We start from the raw sequence: 15,646 nt of genomic DNA on the forward strand, positions 1-15,646 counted from the left end.
TCAGCCGGCGTCGGCCAGGCCCCACAGCACCCGCCCCGTGCCGGCGTCCACCAGCTCGCTGCCCATGATCCCGGGCAGCACGATCACCGCGTCCCGGCCGACCGAACTCGTGACCTCGTCCACCGCGTCCACCCGCCTGGAGTCACCGCACAACCACCCACGGCATCTGACGCACCCTAGCGTGAGCGCACTCGCACCGTACAGTGAACGATCCCGGCATCATCGGCCGCGGACCCTTCGCACCACCACCGCCGCGACGCCGACCCCGACCTCGCGTGGGGCCGGCGAGCCCGCTGCGGTCAGGGTGTGGCGTCGGGGCGCTCCAGCAGCGCGCGCAGCGCCTCGGCGTCGGCGGGATCGAGGTCGGCGGCGAACTGCCGCAGCACCGCGCGGCGGTCCCAGGGGCCGTCGAGCACCGCCCGCATCTGTCTGGCGGCGGCCGTCGTGGCGTCGTGGACCGGCCAGTACGCGTGGGCGCGGCCGGACGGCCGGCGGCGCAGCAGGCCCTTGTCGTGCATTCTCGTGAGGATCGTCAGCGCCGTGTTGTAGGCGAGAGTGCCCCCGGCGCGTTCCACGAGGGCCGCCTGCACCTGGCCCGGCGTCAGTGGCTCGGCCGCGGCCCACAGCACCGTCATGATGCCGGACTCCAGCGAACCCCGTGCCCGCCGCCGCCGTTCGCCCACCGGCACACGATATCCACAGTGCGCCGCTGGGCGGGGCCGTGACACTCCACCACCGAGGCCAGTTACTGCCCGTATCCGGGTCGTCACGGAGAAGTTGCACGTGTAGGGGCACCGAACGAAACGGGGATCAGCTTTGGACACGAACTACGCGCGGGTGTTCCAGGACATCGGCGCGGTCGACAAGTACGAGCACGTCACCTACGCACCCGGCAGCTACGCGTCGCGGATCAACGAGCGGCAGCGCGCCTACCTGCGCGCGCTGGTCCGGCGGGCGTTCCCGGGCGTCCGGCCCGTCCAGCACGACTTCGCCTGTGGCACCGGGCGGGCGATCCGCAGCCTGCACGGGCTGGTGCGGGAGGCGCACGGGTACGACACGTCCACCGACATGCTGGCCAAGGCGGCCGAGGTCGGCACCCGGGCCCGGCTGCACGCGGTCGCGGCGGACGGCCCCGTGCCCCGCCCGGCGGCGGCGGAGGGGCCGGCGCTGGTCACCATGTTCCGGCTGCTGCTCAACGTCGACGACACCGTCCGCGACAGGGCGCTCGCGTTCGCCGCGCTGGCGCTGCCCGAGGCCGGCTCCGGCCTGCTCGTCATCGAGAACCACGGCAACGCCCGGTCGTTGCGGCATCTGCGGGCGCGGCGGCTGCGGGGGCAGCGGTGGTTCGCCGAGCTGTCGCACGACGACGTCGACCGGCTGCTGCACCGGCACGGGTTCGAGATCGTGGAGCGGCGCGGGTTCTCGATGCTGACCCAGGGGTGGTACGAGCGGCGCGGCCTGGACCGGATCGCCCGTGGCGTCGACTCGGCGGCGAGCGTGCTGCCCGGCACCGACCGCTACGCCGTCAACGTCGTGTACGTGGCACGGCGCCTGCCGACCTGACCACGCGCCGGTGTGCGGCCGCGGCGGCGATCAGCGACGCCGCGGTGATGCCCAGCACGCGCGCGGACAGCACCGCGGGCCGGGGCAGCGGGGGCAGGAAGGGCACGATCCGTTCCCGTGAGGTCGGGGCGAGCACCGCGGCCGCGACGCCCGCCGCCCCGGTCGCCGCGGCCGCGCCCCAGAACACGGCGGGCCGGCGCCGGACCGCCGGCGCCGGCCCGTGCCAGGCCGCGAGCCGCCGCCGGCGGCCGACCCGGGCGGACAGCGCGAGCCACCCGAGCGCCCCGGCCGCGCTGGAGGCCAGGTGCAGCGGCATCCACGCCGGCACGCCCGGCAGCACCTCCCGCTTCAGGCGGGGCAGGCCGACCTTGGTGCCGCGCACCGAGGCATGGGTGACGTGGTCCCAGGCGACGTGGCTGGCGGCGCCGATGAGCGCCGAGCCGGCGGCGACCCACCACGGGTGCCGGACGCGGCCGAGCGCGCCGTAGTCCCCGACGGCGAACGGGCCGAGCCCCGGCAGGTGCGCGGCGACCTCCGGGGCCGCCCGGCGGACCAGCCGCGTCGCGGCCATCGTGGCGGGCACCGAGGCGAGGACGCCCCACCAGGTGTGGCCGTAGGTGTAGGGCGCCGGGCTGCTGCGCCCCAGGGCGTACGGCAGGTCGGGCGCCGCGGATCCGATGACCAGCGCGACGCCGTCGAACCAGGTCGGCTGCCACAGCTTCAGCGGCAGCACCGCCGCGGCGTGCGACGGGAACGTGGCCGGCATGATCAGGACCCGCAGCGGGCCAGGCCGGCCCGGATCTTGGCGCGCACGACCCGGGTGGCCGACTCTTTCACGCGGGCGGCGAACGCGGGGTCGGCCTTCGCCGCGGCGATGAGCGCCTCCGTCCACGGCCCGGCGTCGGACAGCTTCACCGACAGGGCCACGTCGCCGCCGGCCTTGATGAACCGCACGGCGCGCTGCCCGAGCGGCACGGAGCCGACCGCGACCGCGGCGCCGAGGTCGTCGGACAGGACGAGGCCGTCGAAGCCGAGCTTCTGCCGCAGCAGCCCGGTGACGATCTCGGTCGAGAACGCGGCGACGTTGGCGGGGTCCAGCTTCGGGTACGTCGCCGAGGAGATCATGACCGCCGCCGAGCCGACCTCGATCCCCTTGACGAACGGCTGCAGGGCCGGGTCGTCGGCGGTGGTCACGTCGTCGCGGGCGCCGGTGGACGTGTCGGTGTTGACCCGGACCCGGCCCAGTCCCGGGAAGTGCTTGAGCGTGGTGAGCACCCCGGCGCCCTGCATCGCGGTGACGACGGTCGCGACGTCGGCGGCGACGGGTTCCGGGGTCGAGCCGTACTGCCGGTCGAAGCCGCCGATCGGCGGGTTGGACCTGCCGACGTCGGCGGGGACCACGTCGGCGACGGGCGCCAGGTCGATGGTGACGCCGATGGCCTTGAGCCGCCCGGCCCACTCCGCGGTGCGGGACGTCAGCGTCGCGTCGTCGAGCTTGCCCTGGTTGACCGCCGACGGGATGGCCGGGAAGTCGGCGCCCTTCAGCGTCTGGACCTGTCCGCCCTCCTGGTCGACGCCGATCTGCAGGCCGAGGCCCGCGGACTTCGCCCCGGCCGTCTGCAGCTGACCGATCGCCTGCTTGAGCGACGCCGCCGAGGCCGTGCTGCGGCCCGCGAGGAAGATTCCGCCCAACTGGTACCGCTGGATCGGCTGGACCGCGTTGAGCGGCGTGCCGATCGGGGTCCCGATCATGAGCAGCTGCCCGACCTGCTGCTCCAGGGTCAGTTTCGCGACGATCTGCGCGGCGCAGTCGGCGCTCGGCGACGCGGAGCCGGCCACGGAGGACCCGGCCGCCGCGCCGGTGGCCGGCGGGCGGGTGCCGGCGTCAGGAGTACCACGGCCGTCGGCGACGAACCACAGCGCCGCGCCCCCGGCGAGCAGGACCACGGTCGCCACGGCGACGCTCCACCGGGATAACGGGCCGATCCGGCCACGATGGCTTGCCATGGGCCGCTCCGTCCGACGGTTCACGTGATGCCGACCGGGGGGACGTTACCCGGGCCCCGCCAGTCAACCGGCGGCGGACCTGGGGTAGCGGTGGTCGGGGAGCTGGTGCAGCCACAGGGCGAGGGCCCGGACGGTCTCGCGTTCGAAGGCGTCCTTGGCGCGGGTCACGGCCGCCGCCCCGGCCGCGTCGTCGGCGAGTGCGTTCATCCGGGCACGGGTGACGGCGAGGCCGTTGCGGACGAAAGTCTCGAACGTGGCCTCGTCGGCGGACTCGACGGCCAGCATCCCCCGCACGTAGACGTCCTCGATGCTCACGTCCGGGGTCAGGTCGCACAGCCAGGACCGCTGGCGCTGGCGGCCGGCGGCGGTGAGCGAGCAGGTGCGCCGGTTGCCGCTGGCCATGCGGGCCGGGACGGCGGTGTCGACCCGCAGGAAGCCGGAGCGCTCCAGCCTGGTGACGGCCGCCATCACCCGGACGATGTCCAGCCGGCGGGCGCTGCCGAAGATCTCGCCGTGGCGCTGCATGAGCTCCCACGCGCTGCTGTCGCGGCCGCCGAGCAGGGCGAGCAGGACGTCGTCCAGCACCATCGCCTGGCACCTCCCCCGCGAACTTCTACACGACGTAGAAGCTAACAGAGCTTAATCCTCGGGATGCTCCCGCAGCAGCGCCCGGAGGGTCTCCTCGTCGCGGTCGTCGAGGGTGCCGACGAAGCGGCGCAGCACCGAGGCCCGGTCGGGCTCGTCGGCGAGCAGCCGGCTCATCCGCTCGGCGACCAGGCCGGCGGCGTCGCTGAGCGCCCCGTAGCGGAACGCCCTGCCGTCGCGGTGCCGGGTGACGGAACCCTTCTCGTGCAGCCGGGTCAGCGTCGTGACCACGGCGCTGTAGGACAGCGCGCCGGTGGGGTCGAGCAGGTCGCGGACCTCGCCCGGGGTCAGGGGTGCCGGGGCCGCGCCGAGCACGGTGATCACCTGCGCCTCGAGCTGTCCGGGCCGGCGCCGCCGGTCGCCCGCGGGCGGGGTTGTGCTCACCGGCATGACTCTATCGACCGCCGGGCCGCCGTCACCGCCCCGGCGTGGCAGACTCGACCGGTCTGGACGGAGTCACATGTTCGATCATTTCGTGTGGTCGGTGGTCGTGGTGCCGCCGCTGATCGTGCTCGTGGTGCGGCTCCTCGCCGACCGGCTGCCGCCGGCGACCGCCGCCCGCGCCGTGGCCTGGTCCGCCGCCGTGGTCGCGGCCGCCAGCACGGTCAACCTGCTGCTGTTCGCGATGAAGGCGGTCGCCCAGGTCCCGGCCGTCGGCCGCGCGTTCGGCTGGTCCGCGCGGGTCGTCACGGCCGACACCGCCGCCGAGCCGTGGGTGCCGTGGCTCAGCGTCGTGCTGCTGGCCGCCGTCGCCGTGTCCGTCACCCGCCGGTGGCTCCTGCACCGTTCGGTCCTGGCGCTGGCCCGGTCCGCCGCCGACGGTCCGCTGGTCGTGCTCGACGACCCGACGGCCCAGGCGTTCGCGGTCCCCGGCACGCCCGGCTACGTCGTGGTCACCACCGGCATGCGGTCGCTGCTCACCGACCGGCAGTTCGACGCGCTGCTGGCGCACGAGCGGGCACACCTGGCCGGCCGGCACCACCGCCTCGCCCGGCTCGCCGGGCTGGCCGCCGCCGCCCACCGCGCTGTGGTGGGTTGCCCGGCACGTCGACTACCTCGTGGAGCGGGCCGCCGACGAGCAGGCCGCCGACGAGGTCGGCAGCCGCCGCACCGTCGCACACGCCATCGGCGTCGCGGCGCTCGCGACCGCCGGCACCGGCGCGTCGGCGGCCGGGTCGGCCCTGTCGGTGCTGCACGTCGCGACGCCCCGCGGGATGGTGCCGAGGCGGGTGTCGCTGCTGCTGACGCCCCGCACGTGGCATGCCGCCGGGCTGCTGCGCCTGCTGCCGGCGGCCGTGGCCGCGTTCTCCTGTGTCTGGTCCGTCGAGGCGGCCGTGGACCTGGTCGAGCTCATCGAGACGGCCCGCGGCGGCCGGTGACGCGCCGCCGGCCGGCCGGCACGCGGGCGCGCAGCAGTCCGGCGGCGACGGGCAGCAGCGACAGCACGACGACGCCGACGAGGAAGAACTCGATGTTGGACCGCACGAACGGGACCTGGCCGAGGACGTGGCCCAGGGTCGTGACGCCGGTCGCCCACAGCACGCCGCCGACGACGTTGTACCGGACGAAGGTGCGGTAGTCCATGCCGGCGGCGCCGGCCACGATCGGGGTGAACGTCCGCACGACCGGCACGAAGCGGGCCAGCACGATCGAGCGGGCGCCGTGCCTGGTGAAGAACTCCTTCGCCCTGGCGAGGTGTTCCCGCCGGAACAGCCGTGCGTCCGGCCGCCGGAACAGCGCCGGGCCGAGCCGCCGGCCGAACAGGTAGCCGACCTGGTCGCCGGCGACCGCAGCGGCCGACACCAGCAGGCACACCAGCCACAGCGGCTGGTGCAGGTACCTGCCGTCGGCGACGAGCAGCCCGGTGGTGAACAGCAGCGAGTCACCCGGCAGGAAGCAGCCGATCAGCAGGCCGGACTCCGCGAAGACGACCGCCAGGACGCCGAGCATCCCGAAGGCGGAGGCGAGCCGTTCGGGGTCCAGGAACGTCACGTCGGTTTCCTCACGGTCGTGGCGGCCGGTCTCCATGCATGGCCAAGTCAACGCCCCGCACCTGAGAATCCGGTGAAGGGCGGCTGCGGACCGGCTGCCGGTCGGGTAAGCGGATCCGGTCCCCGGAACGTATTCAGGGCGTGGGGCAATTGGAGTTCACAGAGTTCTACCGGTCCGACCGGGACAGGTGCCTCAGAGCGGTGCTCGCCGGCGTCGGCGATCGACAGCTGGCAGAGGACCTGGTGGCCGAGGCGTTCACCCGGGCCTGGATGTCGTGGCACAAGGTGCGGCGGCATCCGGCGCCCCGGGCGTGGATCGTACGCACCGCGCTGAACCTGCGGGTCTCCTGGTGGCGCCGACGGCGACGCGAGGTCGACCTCGACGACGGCCACGACGTCGCGGACATCACCGGCGACCCGGGCCAGGCCGCCGGGCTGGACCCCGCGCTGCTGCAGCTGCTGCGCCGGCTGCCGCAGCGGCAACGGGAGGTGATCGCGTTCCGGGTCTTCCTCGACCTGGACACGGCGGCCACCGCCAAGGCCCTCGGCATGGCACCGGGGACCGTCACCGCCCACCTGTCGCGGGCGATCGCGACGCTGCGCGGGCATCTCGTCGTCAACCACAACCAGGAGGGTGGATCATGAACGACCACGACACAGGGGTACTGGACACGCTGCGCGACGCCATGGACGGAGTGACCATGTCCACGCCGGTCGAGCAGATCGTGAGCGCCGGCCGCACGCGCCGGCATCACCGCCGGGTGGCGACCGTGGCGGCGGGCACGGTGGCGGTCGCCGGGCTCGCGCTGGGCGTGGCGACGCTGGCCAACCCGTCGGCCGCGCCGCCCGGGGGCGGGGACGACGTCCACGTCCGCACGGTCGCGTACAGCGTCGACAAGCTGGCCGACGGCACGGTCCAGGTGACCTGGACCAAGCGCCAGTACATCGAAGACCCCGCGGGACTCGAGGCGGCGCTGCGCCAGGCCGGCTTCCCGGTGCTGGTCAAGGTCGGCGAGTTCTGCGTGGGGCCGCAGGACGACCCGACGCTGGAGCGCGGCACCGGCCCCGGCGTGCAGAGCGTCGTGCAGCGGGAGGCCGACACGGACGGCGAGGTCACGTTCATCTTCGTGCCGTCGGCGATGCCCGCCGGGAAGCAGTTGTTCATCGGCTACCTCAGCCCGGCGCAGCTGGAGATCACGGGCGGCATCCCCGGATCGGTCGAACGGCTGGTGCCGATCGGCGTGCCGCTCGTCTGCACCACCGAGCTGCCGCCCGGGCACGGCGTCGCCGGCGTCAAGGGAGACCCGAACGCCAAGCCGTCCGGCGCGGAACGTCCGGGCGCGACGATGGACCCGAGCGGGAAGACGCTCAGGAACAAGTAACGGCAGCAGCAGGCCGCCCCGGTACCCGTCGGTGCCGGGGCGGACTGCTGTTCGGGGCGTCCTTGACAACCGTGATCCTCCATGACCATCATTCCACTAAGCACTTAATGGATTGAGGTTTTGGTGATCGACTTCCAGCTCGATGACCGGTCCGGTGTCGCGACCTATCTGCAGCTGGCGCAGCAGGTGCGGCACGCACTGCGGCTGGGGCTGCTGGAGCCCGGCGACAAGCTGCCGACGGCGAAGGAGGTCGTCGCGAAGCTCGCCATCAACCCCAACACGGTGCTGAAGGCCTACCGGGAGTTGGAGCGCGAAGGGCTGCTGGTGGTCCGGCAGGGGCTGGGCACGTTCGTGCGCACCTCACTCGCCCCGCGCGACCAGGCCGAGCAGCTCGAGCTGCAGCAGCGGCTGACCGACTGGGTGTCCGCGGCCCGCAGGGCGGGCCTGGTCGACGAGGACATCGAGGCGATGTACCGCGCAGTGATGCGCCAGGACACCCATGACACGGAGGGACTGCATGACACCCGCACTTGAGGCGGAGGCCCTTGGCCGCCGCTACGGACGGAAATGGGCGCTGCGCGACTGCACCCTGTCACTGCCGGCGGGGCAGGTCATCGGTCTGGTCGGCCCGAACGGTGCCGGCAAGACCACGCTGCTGAGCCTGGCGGTCGGCCTGCTGCGCCCCACCGAGGGCGAGGTGCGCGTCCTGGGCCGTGCGCCGCGCTCCCCCGGCACCGTCGCCGAGGTCGGGTTCGTCGCGCAGGACAAGCCGCTGTACCGCAACCTCAGCGTCGCCGACACGCTGCGCATGGGCGCCTGGCTGAACCCCGGCTGGGACGACCACGCGGCCCGCGACCGCATCAACCGGGTGAACATCCCGACCCACCGACGGTCAGGTCACCGGCGAACGCGACGAGGTCGAACGGCCCCGGCGCGACCGCCTCGACGGCCGGCAGAGGTCACTGTCGAACGTGGCGTCACCGGCGAAGAACAGCACGGACTCGTAGTGGCCCTGGAAGCAGGCGGACAGGCCGCCGTCGAGACGGGCGTCGGCTTCGTCGAACGTCAGCAGCTCCGGGATCACCCGCGCGATGCTATCCGGTGTACGACTACCGTCGGTCCATGCATGCACGACGATCCGGACTGCTCACCGCCGCGGCGCTGCTGGCGCTCGCGGCGTGCACCGGCTCCCCCACGACCACGACACCCACGCCCGGCGCGTCCACCACCGCCGCAGCCGGCCGCGACGACTGCGGCGGCGCCGTCACCAAGGTCCAGGAGCGTCTCGCCCGGCCCGGCGTGCAGGGGGTGAAGGCCGAGGGCCAGTGCACGACCGTCGTCGTCACCACCACCCTGTCCGACGGCGACGCCGGCACCGCCCGCCAGCTGTGCGACCTGGCCGCGGAGGTGGCGTACACCGGCGACGTCAAGGGCATCCGGGTCCTCGGCCAGTCCGGCAAGGAGCTGGCCCAGGGCATCTCCGGCGCGAAGTGTATTTGACCGCGCCGATCGACTACGGTCGTGATGGTGTTCGCCAAGCGTCTGACGCTGCCCGGCCGGGTCAAGGCCCTCACGGTGCCGCTGCCCGCCGGGAAGCACATCCGGCCCGACCTCGACGACGACGAGCCCGCGGTGCTCTGGCTGAGCAAGACGGCACCCCCACCCGGTCTCTGGGAGCAGCTGCGGGCCGCGCACCCCACCTCCGGCCTGTGGCCGCTGCTGCTGACGCCGCTGGACGGCGACGCGGCCCGGCCGTGGGTCGAGGGTGAGCTCGTCCCCGACGACATGTCCGACCCCGCCGAGCACGACCCCGCCCACCTGCTGTCGTCATGGTGGTCACAGACCGCGACGGGCAACGCCGCCTGGCCCGGCCTGGCACCGGCGACCACCACTGACGGCGCCGACGTGGCCAAGGCCGACGCGACCGCCGACCGCGAGGCAGCGGCCCTGCTCGCCTCGCGGCGCCCGTGGCGGCTCGGCCTGGTCGCCGCCGGCCGCGGCGCGGACGCGCCGACCGTCGCCGGCTGGGACGGCCCCGCCAACCACACCGACGACACCGCCCACATCTCCGCCGTCCTGCGCAGCTGGGAGGACCGCTTCGGCGCCCGCGTCGTCGGCCTCGGCTTCGCCGAGCTGTTCCTCAGCGTCGCCGCCCCGCCGGCCACCGCCGACGACGCGCTGCGGGTCGCCGCCGAGCACTTCGCGTTCTGCCCCGACAACGTGAGCGAGCAGCCGCTCGCCGAATACGCCGCAGGCCTGGTCGGCATGCCGGCCTGGCACTTCTGGTGGGACTGACCGGCTCCGGCGGCGTCACTGGTCGCGACGCCGCCCGGGCCGGTGTCGCAGGCCCACCGCGGTAGCGGCGGCAAGGCTCGCCAGAGCGGAGTCCAGCGTCGGCGGCCGCATGCCCCGGCGCGGCACCCGGAACCTCGCAGCGCCGCGCGGACCGTTGCGTGGCCATGCGCCATCGCCTTTGCGAGGGCCCGGGTGCTCGGCCCGCCGGCTGGAGGCGGGGCCGAGAGCGCGACCACAACGACCAATACGACGGCTGCGTTCACAATCGTGACCTGGGTCACCTGGTGGGGGATGGTCCGTAACACGTTCGCCTCCTCCTTGTGACAGGAGCACACCCCCATGTTGAAACGGAGCCTCGCGGTGGCGTTGCCGGCCGTGCTGCTGCTCGCCACCGGCTGCGCCAACCAGTCCGTCGGTGACTCCCCCGCGCCGTCGGGTGCGGGGGCCGTGGCGTACCCGACCAAGACACTGCAGATCATGGCGCCGGCCGGGGCCGGTGGTGGCTGGGACACCACCGCGCGGTCGATGCAGAAGACGTTGCAGGACGCCGGGCTGCTCAACGGGCAGTCGGCGGAGGTCCGTAACGTCACGGGCGCGGCCGGCACGATCGGGCTGGCCGAGCTGGTGACCAGTCACCAGAAGGACCCGCACCAGCTCATGGTCACCGGCCTGGTCATGGTCGGTGGCGTGGTCACCAACAAGTCGCCGGTCGACCTGGGCAGGACGACGCCGATCGCGACGCTGACGGCCGAGTCCGAGGTCATCGTGGTGCGCAGCGACTCGAAGTACACGTCGCTCAAGCAGCTGGTCGACGACGTCAAGACGAACCCGGCCGCGGTCAAGTGGGGCGGCGGCTCCGCCGGTGGGACCGACCAGATCCTCGTCGGCCTGCTCGCCAAGGCCGCCGGCGCCGACGCCAAGGCGGTGGCCAAGCAGTACGTGGCGTACTCCGGCGGCGGCGAGACCAAGGCGGCGCTGCTGTCCGGCGACGTGAGCGTCGCGGTGTCCAGCACCAGCGAGTTCGCGGACCTGGTCCAGGCCGGCAAGCTCCGGGCGCTGGCGGTGTCGAGCCCGAAGGGTGAGGACGCCGGGGCCGGCACACCCGCGCCGAGCATCAAGGAGTCCGGCTACGACCTGGATCTGCTCAACTGGCGCGGGGTGGTGGCACCGCCCGGGCTCAGCGCCGGCGACCGGGCCGCCGTGCTCAAGCTCGTCGACGACCTGCACAGGTCGGCGCAGTGGCAGCAGGAGCTGAAAGCCAAGAAGTGGCAGGACTTCTACAAGTCCGGTGACGAGGCCGTCGCTTTCTACCAGGCCGAGAGCACCCGCATCAAGACGGTACTGACCGAGATCGGTCTGGGCTGAGCGCTCATGACCGCAGCGACGCCTCCCGTTCCGGAGGACGCACCCCCCGAGGCCTCCAGCACGACGACCTCCGGCCCGCTGATCGTCGGCGGCCTGCTGCTCGCCGTCGGCGCCGTCCTGCTGTGGCAGGCGGTCGCCGCCGGCGTCGACAACGGCGTCACCCTCGGCGGCCCGACGCTCGCGCCGATCGTCGTGACCGCGCTGTGGGTCGCGGTGGCGCTCTGGTATCTCCTCGAAGCAGCCCGCAAACGGGCGAAGAGTGAGGCAGGGACAGTCGCGTGGCGCACGCCGCTGTTCCTGCTCGTGGCGCTCATCGTCTACGCGGTCGTCCTCAAGTACACGGTCCTCGGGTACGTGCTGTCGACCGCCGCGTTCGTGCTCGTCTCCGCCCGCCTGCTCAGCACCCGCCCGATCCGCGCCGTGATCGTGCGGGACCTCGTGACGGCGGCCGCGCTGTCAGTGGGCATCTACCTGGTCTTCACCAGGTTGCTCGGGATCGTCCTGCCCGCGGGGGTGCTGCCGCTGTGAGCTCGCTGATGGATCTGCTGTCGGGGTTCGAGACGGTGCTGAGCCCGCAGAACCTGCTGTACGCGGCGATCGGCGTCACCATCGGTACCCTCGTCGGCGTGCTGCCCGGTATCGGGCCGGCGCTGACGATCGCGCTGCTGCTGCCGGTGGCGCTGCGCCTCGACGACCCGACCGGCACGCTGATCATGTTCGCCGGGATCTACGCCGGCGCCATGTACGGCGGCTCGACGACCTCGATCCTGCTCAACACCCCGGGCGAGTCGGCGTCGGTGGCGACGTCGATCGAGGGCTACCAGATGGCGCGGCGGGGGCGGGCCCGTGCGGCGCTCGCCACCGCCGCGATCGGGTCGTTCGTCGCCGGCACGGTCTCCACGGTGCTGCTCGCGTTCGTCGCGGCGCCGATGGCGAGCCTCGCGGTGACGTTCCGCGCGTCGGACTACTTCGCCCTCGCGGTCCTGGCGATGGTGACGGTGACCGCGATGGTCGGCGCGTCGCTGGTACGGGGGCTGATGTCGCTGACGTTCGGGCTGTTCCTGGGCCTGATCGGGATCGACTCGCTGACCGGGCAGGCCCGGTTCACGTTCGGCGTGCCGGAGCTGCTCGACGGCGTCGACATCGTCACCATCATCGTGGGGCTGTTCGCGATCGGCGAGACGCTGTACATCGCGTCGCGGCTGAAGGTGCTGCCGGCCAAGGTCGCGCCGCTGGAGCCGGCGGGCAAGGGCTTCGCGTGGCTGAGCCGGGAGGACTGGTCACGGTCGTGGCGGCCGTGGCTGCGCGGCACCGCGCTCGGCTTCCCGTTCGGGGCACTCCCGTCAGGCGGCGCAGAGATCCCCACCTTCATGTCGTACACCTTGGAAAGACGACGCTCGAAGCGCCCTGCGGAATGGGGGCACGGCGCGATCGAGGGGGTCGCGGGCCCGGAGGCGGCGAACAACGCCTCGTTCTCCGGTGTCCTGGTCCCGCTGCTCACGCTGGGCATCCCGACGTCGGCGACGGCCGCGGTGATGCTGGCCGCGTTCGGGTACTTCGACCTGTCTCCCGGCCCGCAGCTGTTCGAGAAGTCCCCGACGCTGGTGTGGGGGCTGATCGCGTCGCTGTTCATCGGCAACGTCATGCTCCTGGCGCTGAACCTGCCGATGATCCGGATCTGGGTGAAGGTGCTGCAGATCCCCCGGCCGCTGCTGTACACCGGCATCCTCGTGTTCGCCACGCTCGGCGTGTACGCGGTGTCCGGCAGCATCGTCGACGTGCTCATCGCCTACGCGATCGGGGTCGTCGCGGTGTTCATGCGGCACTTCGAGTTCCCGATCGCGCCGGTGATCCTCGGCGTCATCCTCGGGCCGATGATGGAGATCCAGTTCCGGCGGACGCTGCTGTTGTCGGACAACGACCTCACCGTGTTCGTGCGGCGGCCGCTGACGCTGGTCCTGCTGCTCCTCGCGGTTGCCGCGCTCGGGCTGCCGCACCTGCCGAAGCTGATCGCCCGCGTCCGCGGCCGGGGCGACGCGCGCCGCCTGGCGTTCGGCGACGAGGACTGACGCGCGGGGCGGGGCTCAGGACGGCCGGCCGCGCCAGGCGTACCGGTGCTCCGGCCGGCCCGCCCCGCCGTAGCGCAGCCGCACCTCCGCCTTGCCCGTGCGCACGAGATGCTCGAGGTAGCGGCGGGTGCTCACCCGGGACAGGCCGGCCAGGACGGCGCACTCGGCCGCGGACAGGTCCGTGCCGCTGTCGCGCAGCACCGTGACGACCAGTTCCTCGGTCGCGGCGGCCAGGCCCTTCGGCAGCGCGCCCGCCCGGTGCGGCGGGGCGCCGAAGAGCCGGTCGACGTCGACCTGGGCCGGGCGGCGCGCCTCTGTCAGCCGCTGGACCGCCTCGGCGTAGCGCTCCAGGCGCTCGCGCAGCGTGTCGAAGCTGAACGGCTTGATCACGTAGTGCACGACGCCGCCGCGCAGCGCGACCCGGATGGTGTCGGCGTCCTGGGCCGCGGTGATCGCCAGGACGTCGACGGTGCTGGCACGCTGGCGCAGCCGGCGCAGCACCTCGAGGCCCGAGATGTCCGGCAGGTAGATGTCCAGCAGCACCAGGTCGGGGTGGAGCCGCTCGACCGCGTCAAGGGCGGCCGAGCCGGTGTGGGCCGTGCCGACCACCGTGAACCCGGGCACCTGCTCCACGAAGCTGTGATGGATGCGGGCCACCATGAAGTCGTCGTCGACCACCACGACGCGGATCATCCGGCCTCCCCACGACCGTTGACCGGCAGGCGGGCCGTGAACGCGGAGCCCTCGACCGTGACGGCGCCGCCCCTGGCCGCGCAGACCCGGCTGATCAGGGCGAGCCCGAGCCCGCGGTGGCCGTCGCCGGCCTTGGTGGTGAAGCCGCGGCCGAAGACCTCCTCGGCGTGCTCGCGGGCCACGCCGCTGCCCGAGTCGGCCACCGTCACCGCGATCTCGGCGCCGAGGTCCCGCACGGACACGCTGACCCAGCCGCCGGCCTGGACCGCGTCGACCGCGTTGTCGACGAGGTTGCCGGTCACCGTGACCAGATCCGCGGCGAGGCGGTCGCCGGCGGGCCGGGGCATCGTGGTGTCGTCGGTGATCCTCAGCTCGACGTGCTGCTCGGACGCCACGCTGGCCTTGGCGATGAGCAGCGCCGCCAGCGCCGGGTCCGCGATGCGTGACTGCACCTCGTGGTTGAGCGCGTCCTGGGTCTGCCCGGCCCGCAGGATGAACGTGACCGCCTCGTCGTACTGGCCGAGCTGCACGAGCCCGGAGATGGTGTGCAGCCGGTTGGTGAACTCGTGCGCCTGCGCGCGCAGCGTGTCGGTGGCGCGGCGGCTCAGGTCCAGCTCGCGCTCCAGCGACGTCAGCTCGGTCCGGTCGCGCAGCGTGGTCACCGAGCCGGCCGCGTGCCCGCGGACGAGGACCGGCATCCGGTTGAACACCAGCACCCGCGCGTCGTGGACCACCACGTGGTCCGGCTCGTCGGAACCGTCCAGGAGCAGGGCCACCACGTCCTCGGCGACGCCCAGGGCGCGCAGCGGCCGGCCGGTCACGTCGCCGGACAGCCCCAGCAGGCGCAGCGCCTCGTCGTTGGCGAGGGTCACCCGGCCTGCGGCGTCCAGGCCGATGAGGCCCTCCTTGATCCCGTGCAGCATGGCCTCGCGGTGCTCGACGAGGCCGGCGATCTCGACCGGCTCCAGGCCGAGCGTCTGACGCTTGATCCGCCGGGACAGCAGCGTCGAGCCGACGACGCCCAGCACCGAGCCGAGCAGCAGGTAGGTCAGCAGGTCCGGGGTCGCGGTCGCGAGCAGCTCCGGCCACGACGGGTAGGTCTTGCCGACCACGACCAGGCCGAGGACCTTGCCGTCGGCCGGGTCGAGCACCGGGGCGTGGGCCACCAGCGCCCGACCGTCGTGCTCGACCACGCCGAGCCAGGCCCGCCCATCCGCGCCGCCGCTGGCACCGAGCCTGGCCGGCTGCCCCCGCCGCGGCCCGTTCAGCAGCACGCCGCGGGCGTCGGTCAGCTCGACGAACGACGCCCCGGACACGCTGCGCGCGGTCTCCGCGCCGGCCGCCAGGGACTCGTACCAGATGGTGGTGCGCATGCCGGCCCGGATGATGTCGGTGGCGGCGAGGTTCTCCGCGGTCGAGCGCAGCTTGGCGCCCTGCTCCCGGCGGAACGCCGCGTCCGCCTCGGCCACGGACACCGCCGCGACCGCGCCGACCACCAGCAGCACGATGCCGAGCTGCAGCAGGAGAAACTGCCTGGCCAGGGAGAACTGCCAGCGCACGGCACCCTCCTCGCTGCGACGCCGCCTGGCGGAGCGGCTGCCTGGCGGTAGGTTACCCGCCGCTGCGGGCCCCGGGA

At 73.5% G+C, this 15,646-nt stretch carries 21 protein-coding genes and 2 pseudogenes; 12 read left to right on the forward strand and 11 right to left on the reverse strand.

Annotated features, from left to right (window positions below; all coding sequences use genetic code 11):
• Positions 1 to 123: a hypothetical protein gene (locus OHA72_RS51660; protein ID WP_327003458.1), complete on the reverse strand. Its 123-nt coding sequence runs from the start codon at positions 121 to 123 to the stop codon at positions 1 to 3.
• Positions 124 to 299: 176 nt separating this feature from the next.
• A complete protein-coding gene (locus OHA72_RS51665) occupies positions 300 to 683 on the reverse strand; it encodes a BlaI/MecI/CopY family transcriptional regulator (RefSeq protein ID WP_327003459.1) in 384 nt (127 codons plus the stop codon).
• 133 nt (positions 684 to 816) lie between these two features.
• Between OHA72_RS51665 and OHA72_RS51670 the strand changes: the two genes are divergently transcribed.
• On the forward strand, positions 817 to 1,563 hold the full coding sequence (locus OHA72_RS51670) for a methyltransferase domain-containing protein (RefSeq protein ID WP_327003460.1): 747 nt from the start codon (positions 817 to 819) through the stop codon (positions 1,561 to 1,563).
• On the opposite strand, the gene OHA72_RS51675 is transcribed toward OHA72_RS51670, so the two are convergent.
• From OHA72_RS51675 to OHA72_RS51695, 5 genes are all read right to left on the reverse strand, one after another.
• Positions 1,526 to 2,329, reverse strand: coding sequence for a DUF4184 family protein (locus OHA72_RS51675; protein WP_327003461.1), 804 nt, complete (start codon positions 2,327 to 2,329; stop codon positions 1,526 to 1,528). The two genes, OHA72_RS51670 and OHA72_RS51675, sit on opposite strands and share 38 nt — an antisense overlap.
• A 2-nt stretch (positions 2,330 to 2,331) precedes the next feature.
• Positions 2,332 to 3,570: a glycoside hydrolase family 3 N-terminal domain-containing protein gene (locus tag OHA72_RS51680; RefSeq protein ID WP_327003462.1), complete on the reverse strand. Its 1,239-nt coding sequence runs from the start codon at positions 3,568 to 3,570 to the stop codon at positions 2,332 to 2,334.
• A gap of 63 nt (positions 3,571 to 3,633) precedes the next feature.
• Positions 3,634 to 4,158, reverse strand: coding sequence for a hypothetical protein (locus OHA72_RS51685; protein ID WP_327003463.1), 525 nt, complete (start codon positions 4,156 to 4,158; stop codon positions 3,634 to 3,636).
• 51 nt (positions 4,159 to 4,209) lie between these two features.
• Complete coding sequence (locus OHA72_RS51690) at positions 4,210 to 4,599, reverse strand: BlaI/MecI/CopY family transcriptional regulator (RefSeq protein WP_327003464.1); 390 nt, start codon at positions 4,597 to 4,599, stop codon at positions 4,210 to 4,212.
• Between the two features lie 84 nt (positions 4,600 to 4,683).
• Positions 4,684 to 4,980, reverse strand: coding sequence for a hypothetical protein (locus tag OHA72_RS51695; protein ID WP_327011977.1), 297 nt, complete (start codon positions 4,978 to 4,980; stop codon positions 4,684 to 4,686).
• A gap of 67 nt (positions 4,981 to 5,047) precedes the next feature.
• On the opposite strand from OHA72_RS51695, the pseudogene OHA72_RS51700 reads away from it, so the two are divergent.
• A pseudogene (locus OHA72_RS51700) lies at positions 5,048 to 5,152 on the forward strand (M56 family metallopeptidase); the annotation flags it as partial.
• A gap of 121 nt (positions 5,153 to 5,273) precedes the next feature.
• Positions 5,274 to 5,594 (forward strand): hypothetical protein, encoded by a 321-nt coding sequence (locus OHA72_RS51705; protein ID WP_327011978.1) that lies wholly within the window; start codon positions 5,274 to 5,276, stop codon positions 5,592 to 5,594.
• Here the strand turns inward: OHA72_RS51705 and OHA72_RS51710 are convergent.
• Entirely contained in the window at positions 5,566 to 6,165 is a 600-nt protein-coding gene (locus tag OHA72_RS51710) for a DedA family protein (protein ID WP_327011824.1), read from the reverse strand. The genes OHA72_RS51705 and OHA72_RS51710 overlap by 29 nt on opposite strands.
• A 182-nt stretch (positions 6,166 to 6,347) precedes the next feature.
• Here OHA72_RS51710 and OHA72_RS51715 point away from each other — a divergent pair, with 182 nt between their 5' ends.
• The 4 genes and pseudogenes from OHA72_RS51715 to OHA72_RS51730 form a co-directional block, all read left to right on the forward strand.
• Entirely contained in the window at positions 6,348 to 6,851 is a 504-nt protein-coding gene (locus OHA72_RS51715; protein WP_327003465.1) for a sigma-70 family RNA polymerase sigma factor, read from the forward strand.
• Positions 6,848 to 7,588, forward strand: a complete 741-nt coding sequence (locus OHA72_RS51720; RefSeq protein ID WP_327003466.1) for a hypothetical protein — start codon at positions 6,848 to 6,850, stop codon at positions 7,586 to 7,588. Before OHA72_RS51715 ends, OHA72_RS51720 begins: the two co-directional genes overlap by 4 nt.
• 123 nt (positions 7,589 to 7,711) lie before the next feature.
• Positions 7,712 to 8,122 (forward strand): GntR family transcriptional regulator, encoded by a 411-nt coding sequence (locus tag OHA72_RS51725; RefSeq protein WP_327003467.1) that lies wholly within the window; start codon positions 7,712 to 7,714, stop codon positions 8,120 to 8,122.
• Positions 8,106 to 8,411: pseudogene (locus OHA72_RS51730) on the forward strand (ATP-binding cassette domain-containing protein); the annotation flags it as partial. The gene OHA72_RS51725 and the pseudogene OHA72_RS51730, both read left to right, overlap by 17 nt.
• A gap of 69 nt (positions 8,412 to 8,480) precedes the next feature.
• Here the strand turns inward: OHA72_RS51730 and OHA72_RS51735 are convergent.
• Entirely contained in the window at positions 8,481 to 8,672 is a 192-nt protein-coding gene (locus OHA72_RS51735; RefSeq protein WP_327011979.1) for a hypothetical protein, read from the reverse strand.
• 38 nt (positions 8,673 to 8,710) lie between these two features.
• Between OHA72_RS51735 and OHA72_RS51740 the strand changes: the two genes are divergently transcribed.
• From OHA72_RS51740 to OHA72_RS51760, 5 genes are all read left to right on the forward strand, one after another.
• Positions 8,711 to 9,088: a hypothetical protein gene (locus tag OHA72_RS51740; RefSeq protein WP_327011980.1), complete on the forward strand. Its 378-nt coding sequence runs from the start codon at positions 8,711 to 8,713 to the stop codon at positions 9,086 to 9,088.
• Positions 9,089 to 9,115: 27 nt separating this feature from the next.
• Positions 9,116 to 9,883, forward strand: a complete 768-nt coding sequence (locus OHA72_RS51745) for a DUF4253 domain-containing protein (RefSeq protein ID WP_327003468.1) — start codon at positions 9,116 to 9,118, stop codon at positions 9,881 to 9,883.
• 339 nt (positions 9,884 to 10,222) lie between these two features.
• On the forward strand, positions 10,223 to 11,248 hold the full coding sequence (locus OHA72_RS51750; RefSeq protein ID WP_327003469.1) for a Bug family tripartite tricarboxylate transporter substrate binding protein: 1,026 nt from the start codon (positions 10,223 to 10,225) through the stop codon (positions 11,246 to 11,248).
• A 6-nt stretch (positions 11,249 to 11,254) separates the two neighbouring features.
• A complete protein-coding gene (locus tag OHA72_RS51755) occupies positions 11,255 to 11,776 on the forward strand; it encodes a tripartite tricarboxylate transporter TctB family protein (RefSeq protein WP_327003470.1) in 522 nt (173 codons plus the stop codon).
• Positions 11,773 to 13,317: a tripartite tricarboxylate transporter permease gene (locus tag OHA72_RS51760; protein ID WP_327003471.1), complete on the forward strand. Its 1,545-nt coding sequence runs from the start codon at positions 11,773 to 11,775 to the stop codon at positions 13,315 to 13,317. Before OHA72_RS51755 ends, OHA72_RS51760 begins: the two co-directional genes overlap by 4 nt.
• Positions 13,318 to 13,332: 15 nt before the next feature.
• Here the strand turns inward: OHA72_RS51760 and OHA72_RS51765 are convergent, their stop codons facing one another.
• Both OHA72_RS51765 and OHA72_RS51770 read right to left on the reverse strand, forming a co-directional pair.
• Positions 13,333 to 14,010: a response regulator gene (locus OHA72_RS51765; protein ID WP_327003472.1), complete on the reverse strand. Its 678-nt coding sequence runs from the start codon at positions 14,008 to 14,010 to the stop codon at positions 13,333 to 13,335.
• The gene (locus OHA72_RS51770; RefSeq protein ID WP_327003473.1) at positions 14,007 to 15,569 is read right to left on the reverse strand and encodes a sensor histidine kinase; all 1,563 of its coding nucleotides are present in this window, start codon (positions 15,567 to 15,569) and stop codon (positions 14,007 to 14,009) included. The genes OHA72_RS51765 and OHA72_RS51770 overlap by 4 nt, the downstream gene beginning before the upstream one ends.
• Positions 15,570 to 15,646 lie beyond the last annotated feature (77 nt).

Origin of the sequence: Dactylosporangium sp. NBC_01737, from assembly GCF_035963215.1 — a bacterium.
Lineage (GTDB): Bacteria > Actinomycetota > Actinomycetes > Mycobacteriales > Micromonosporaceae > Dactylosporangium.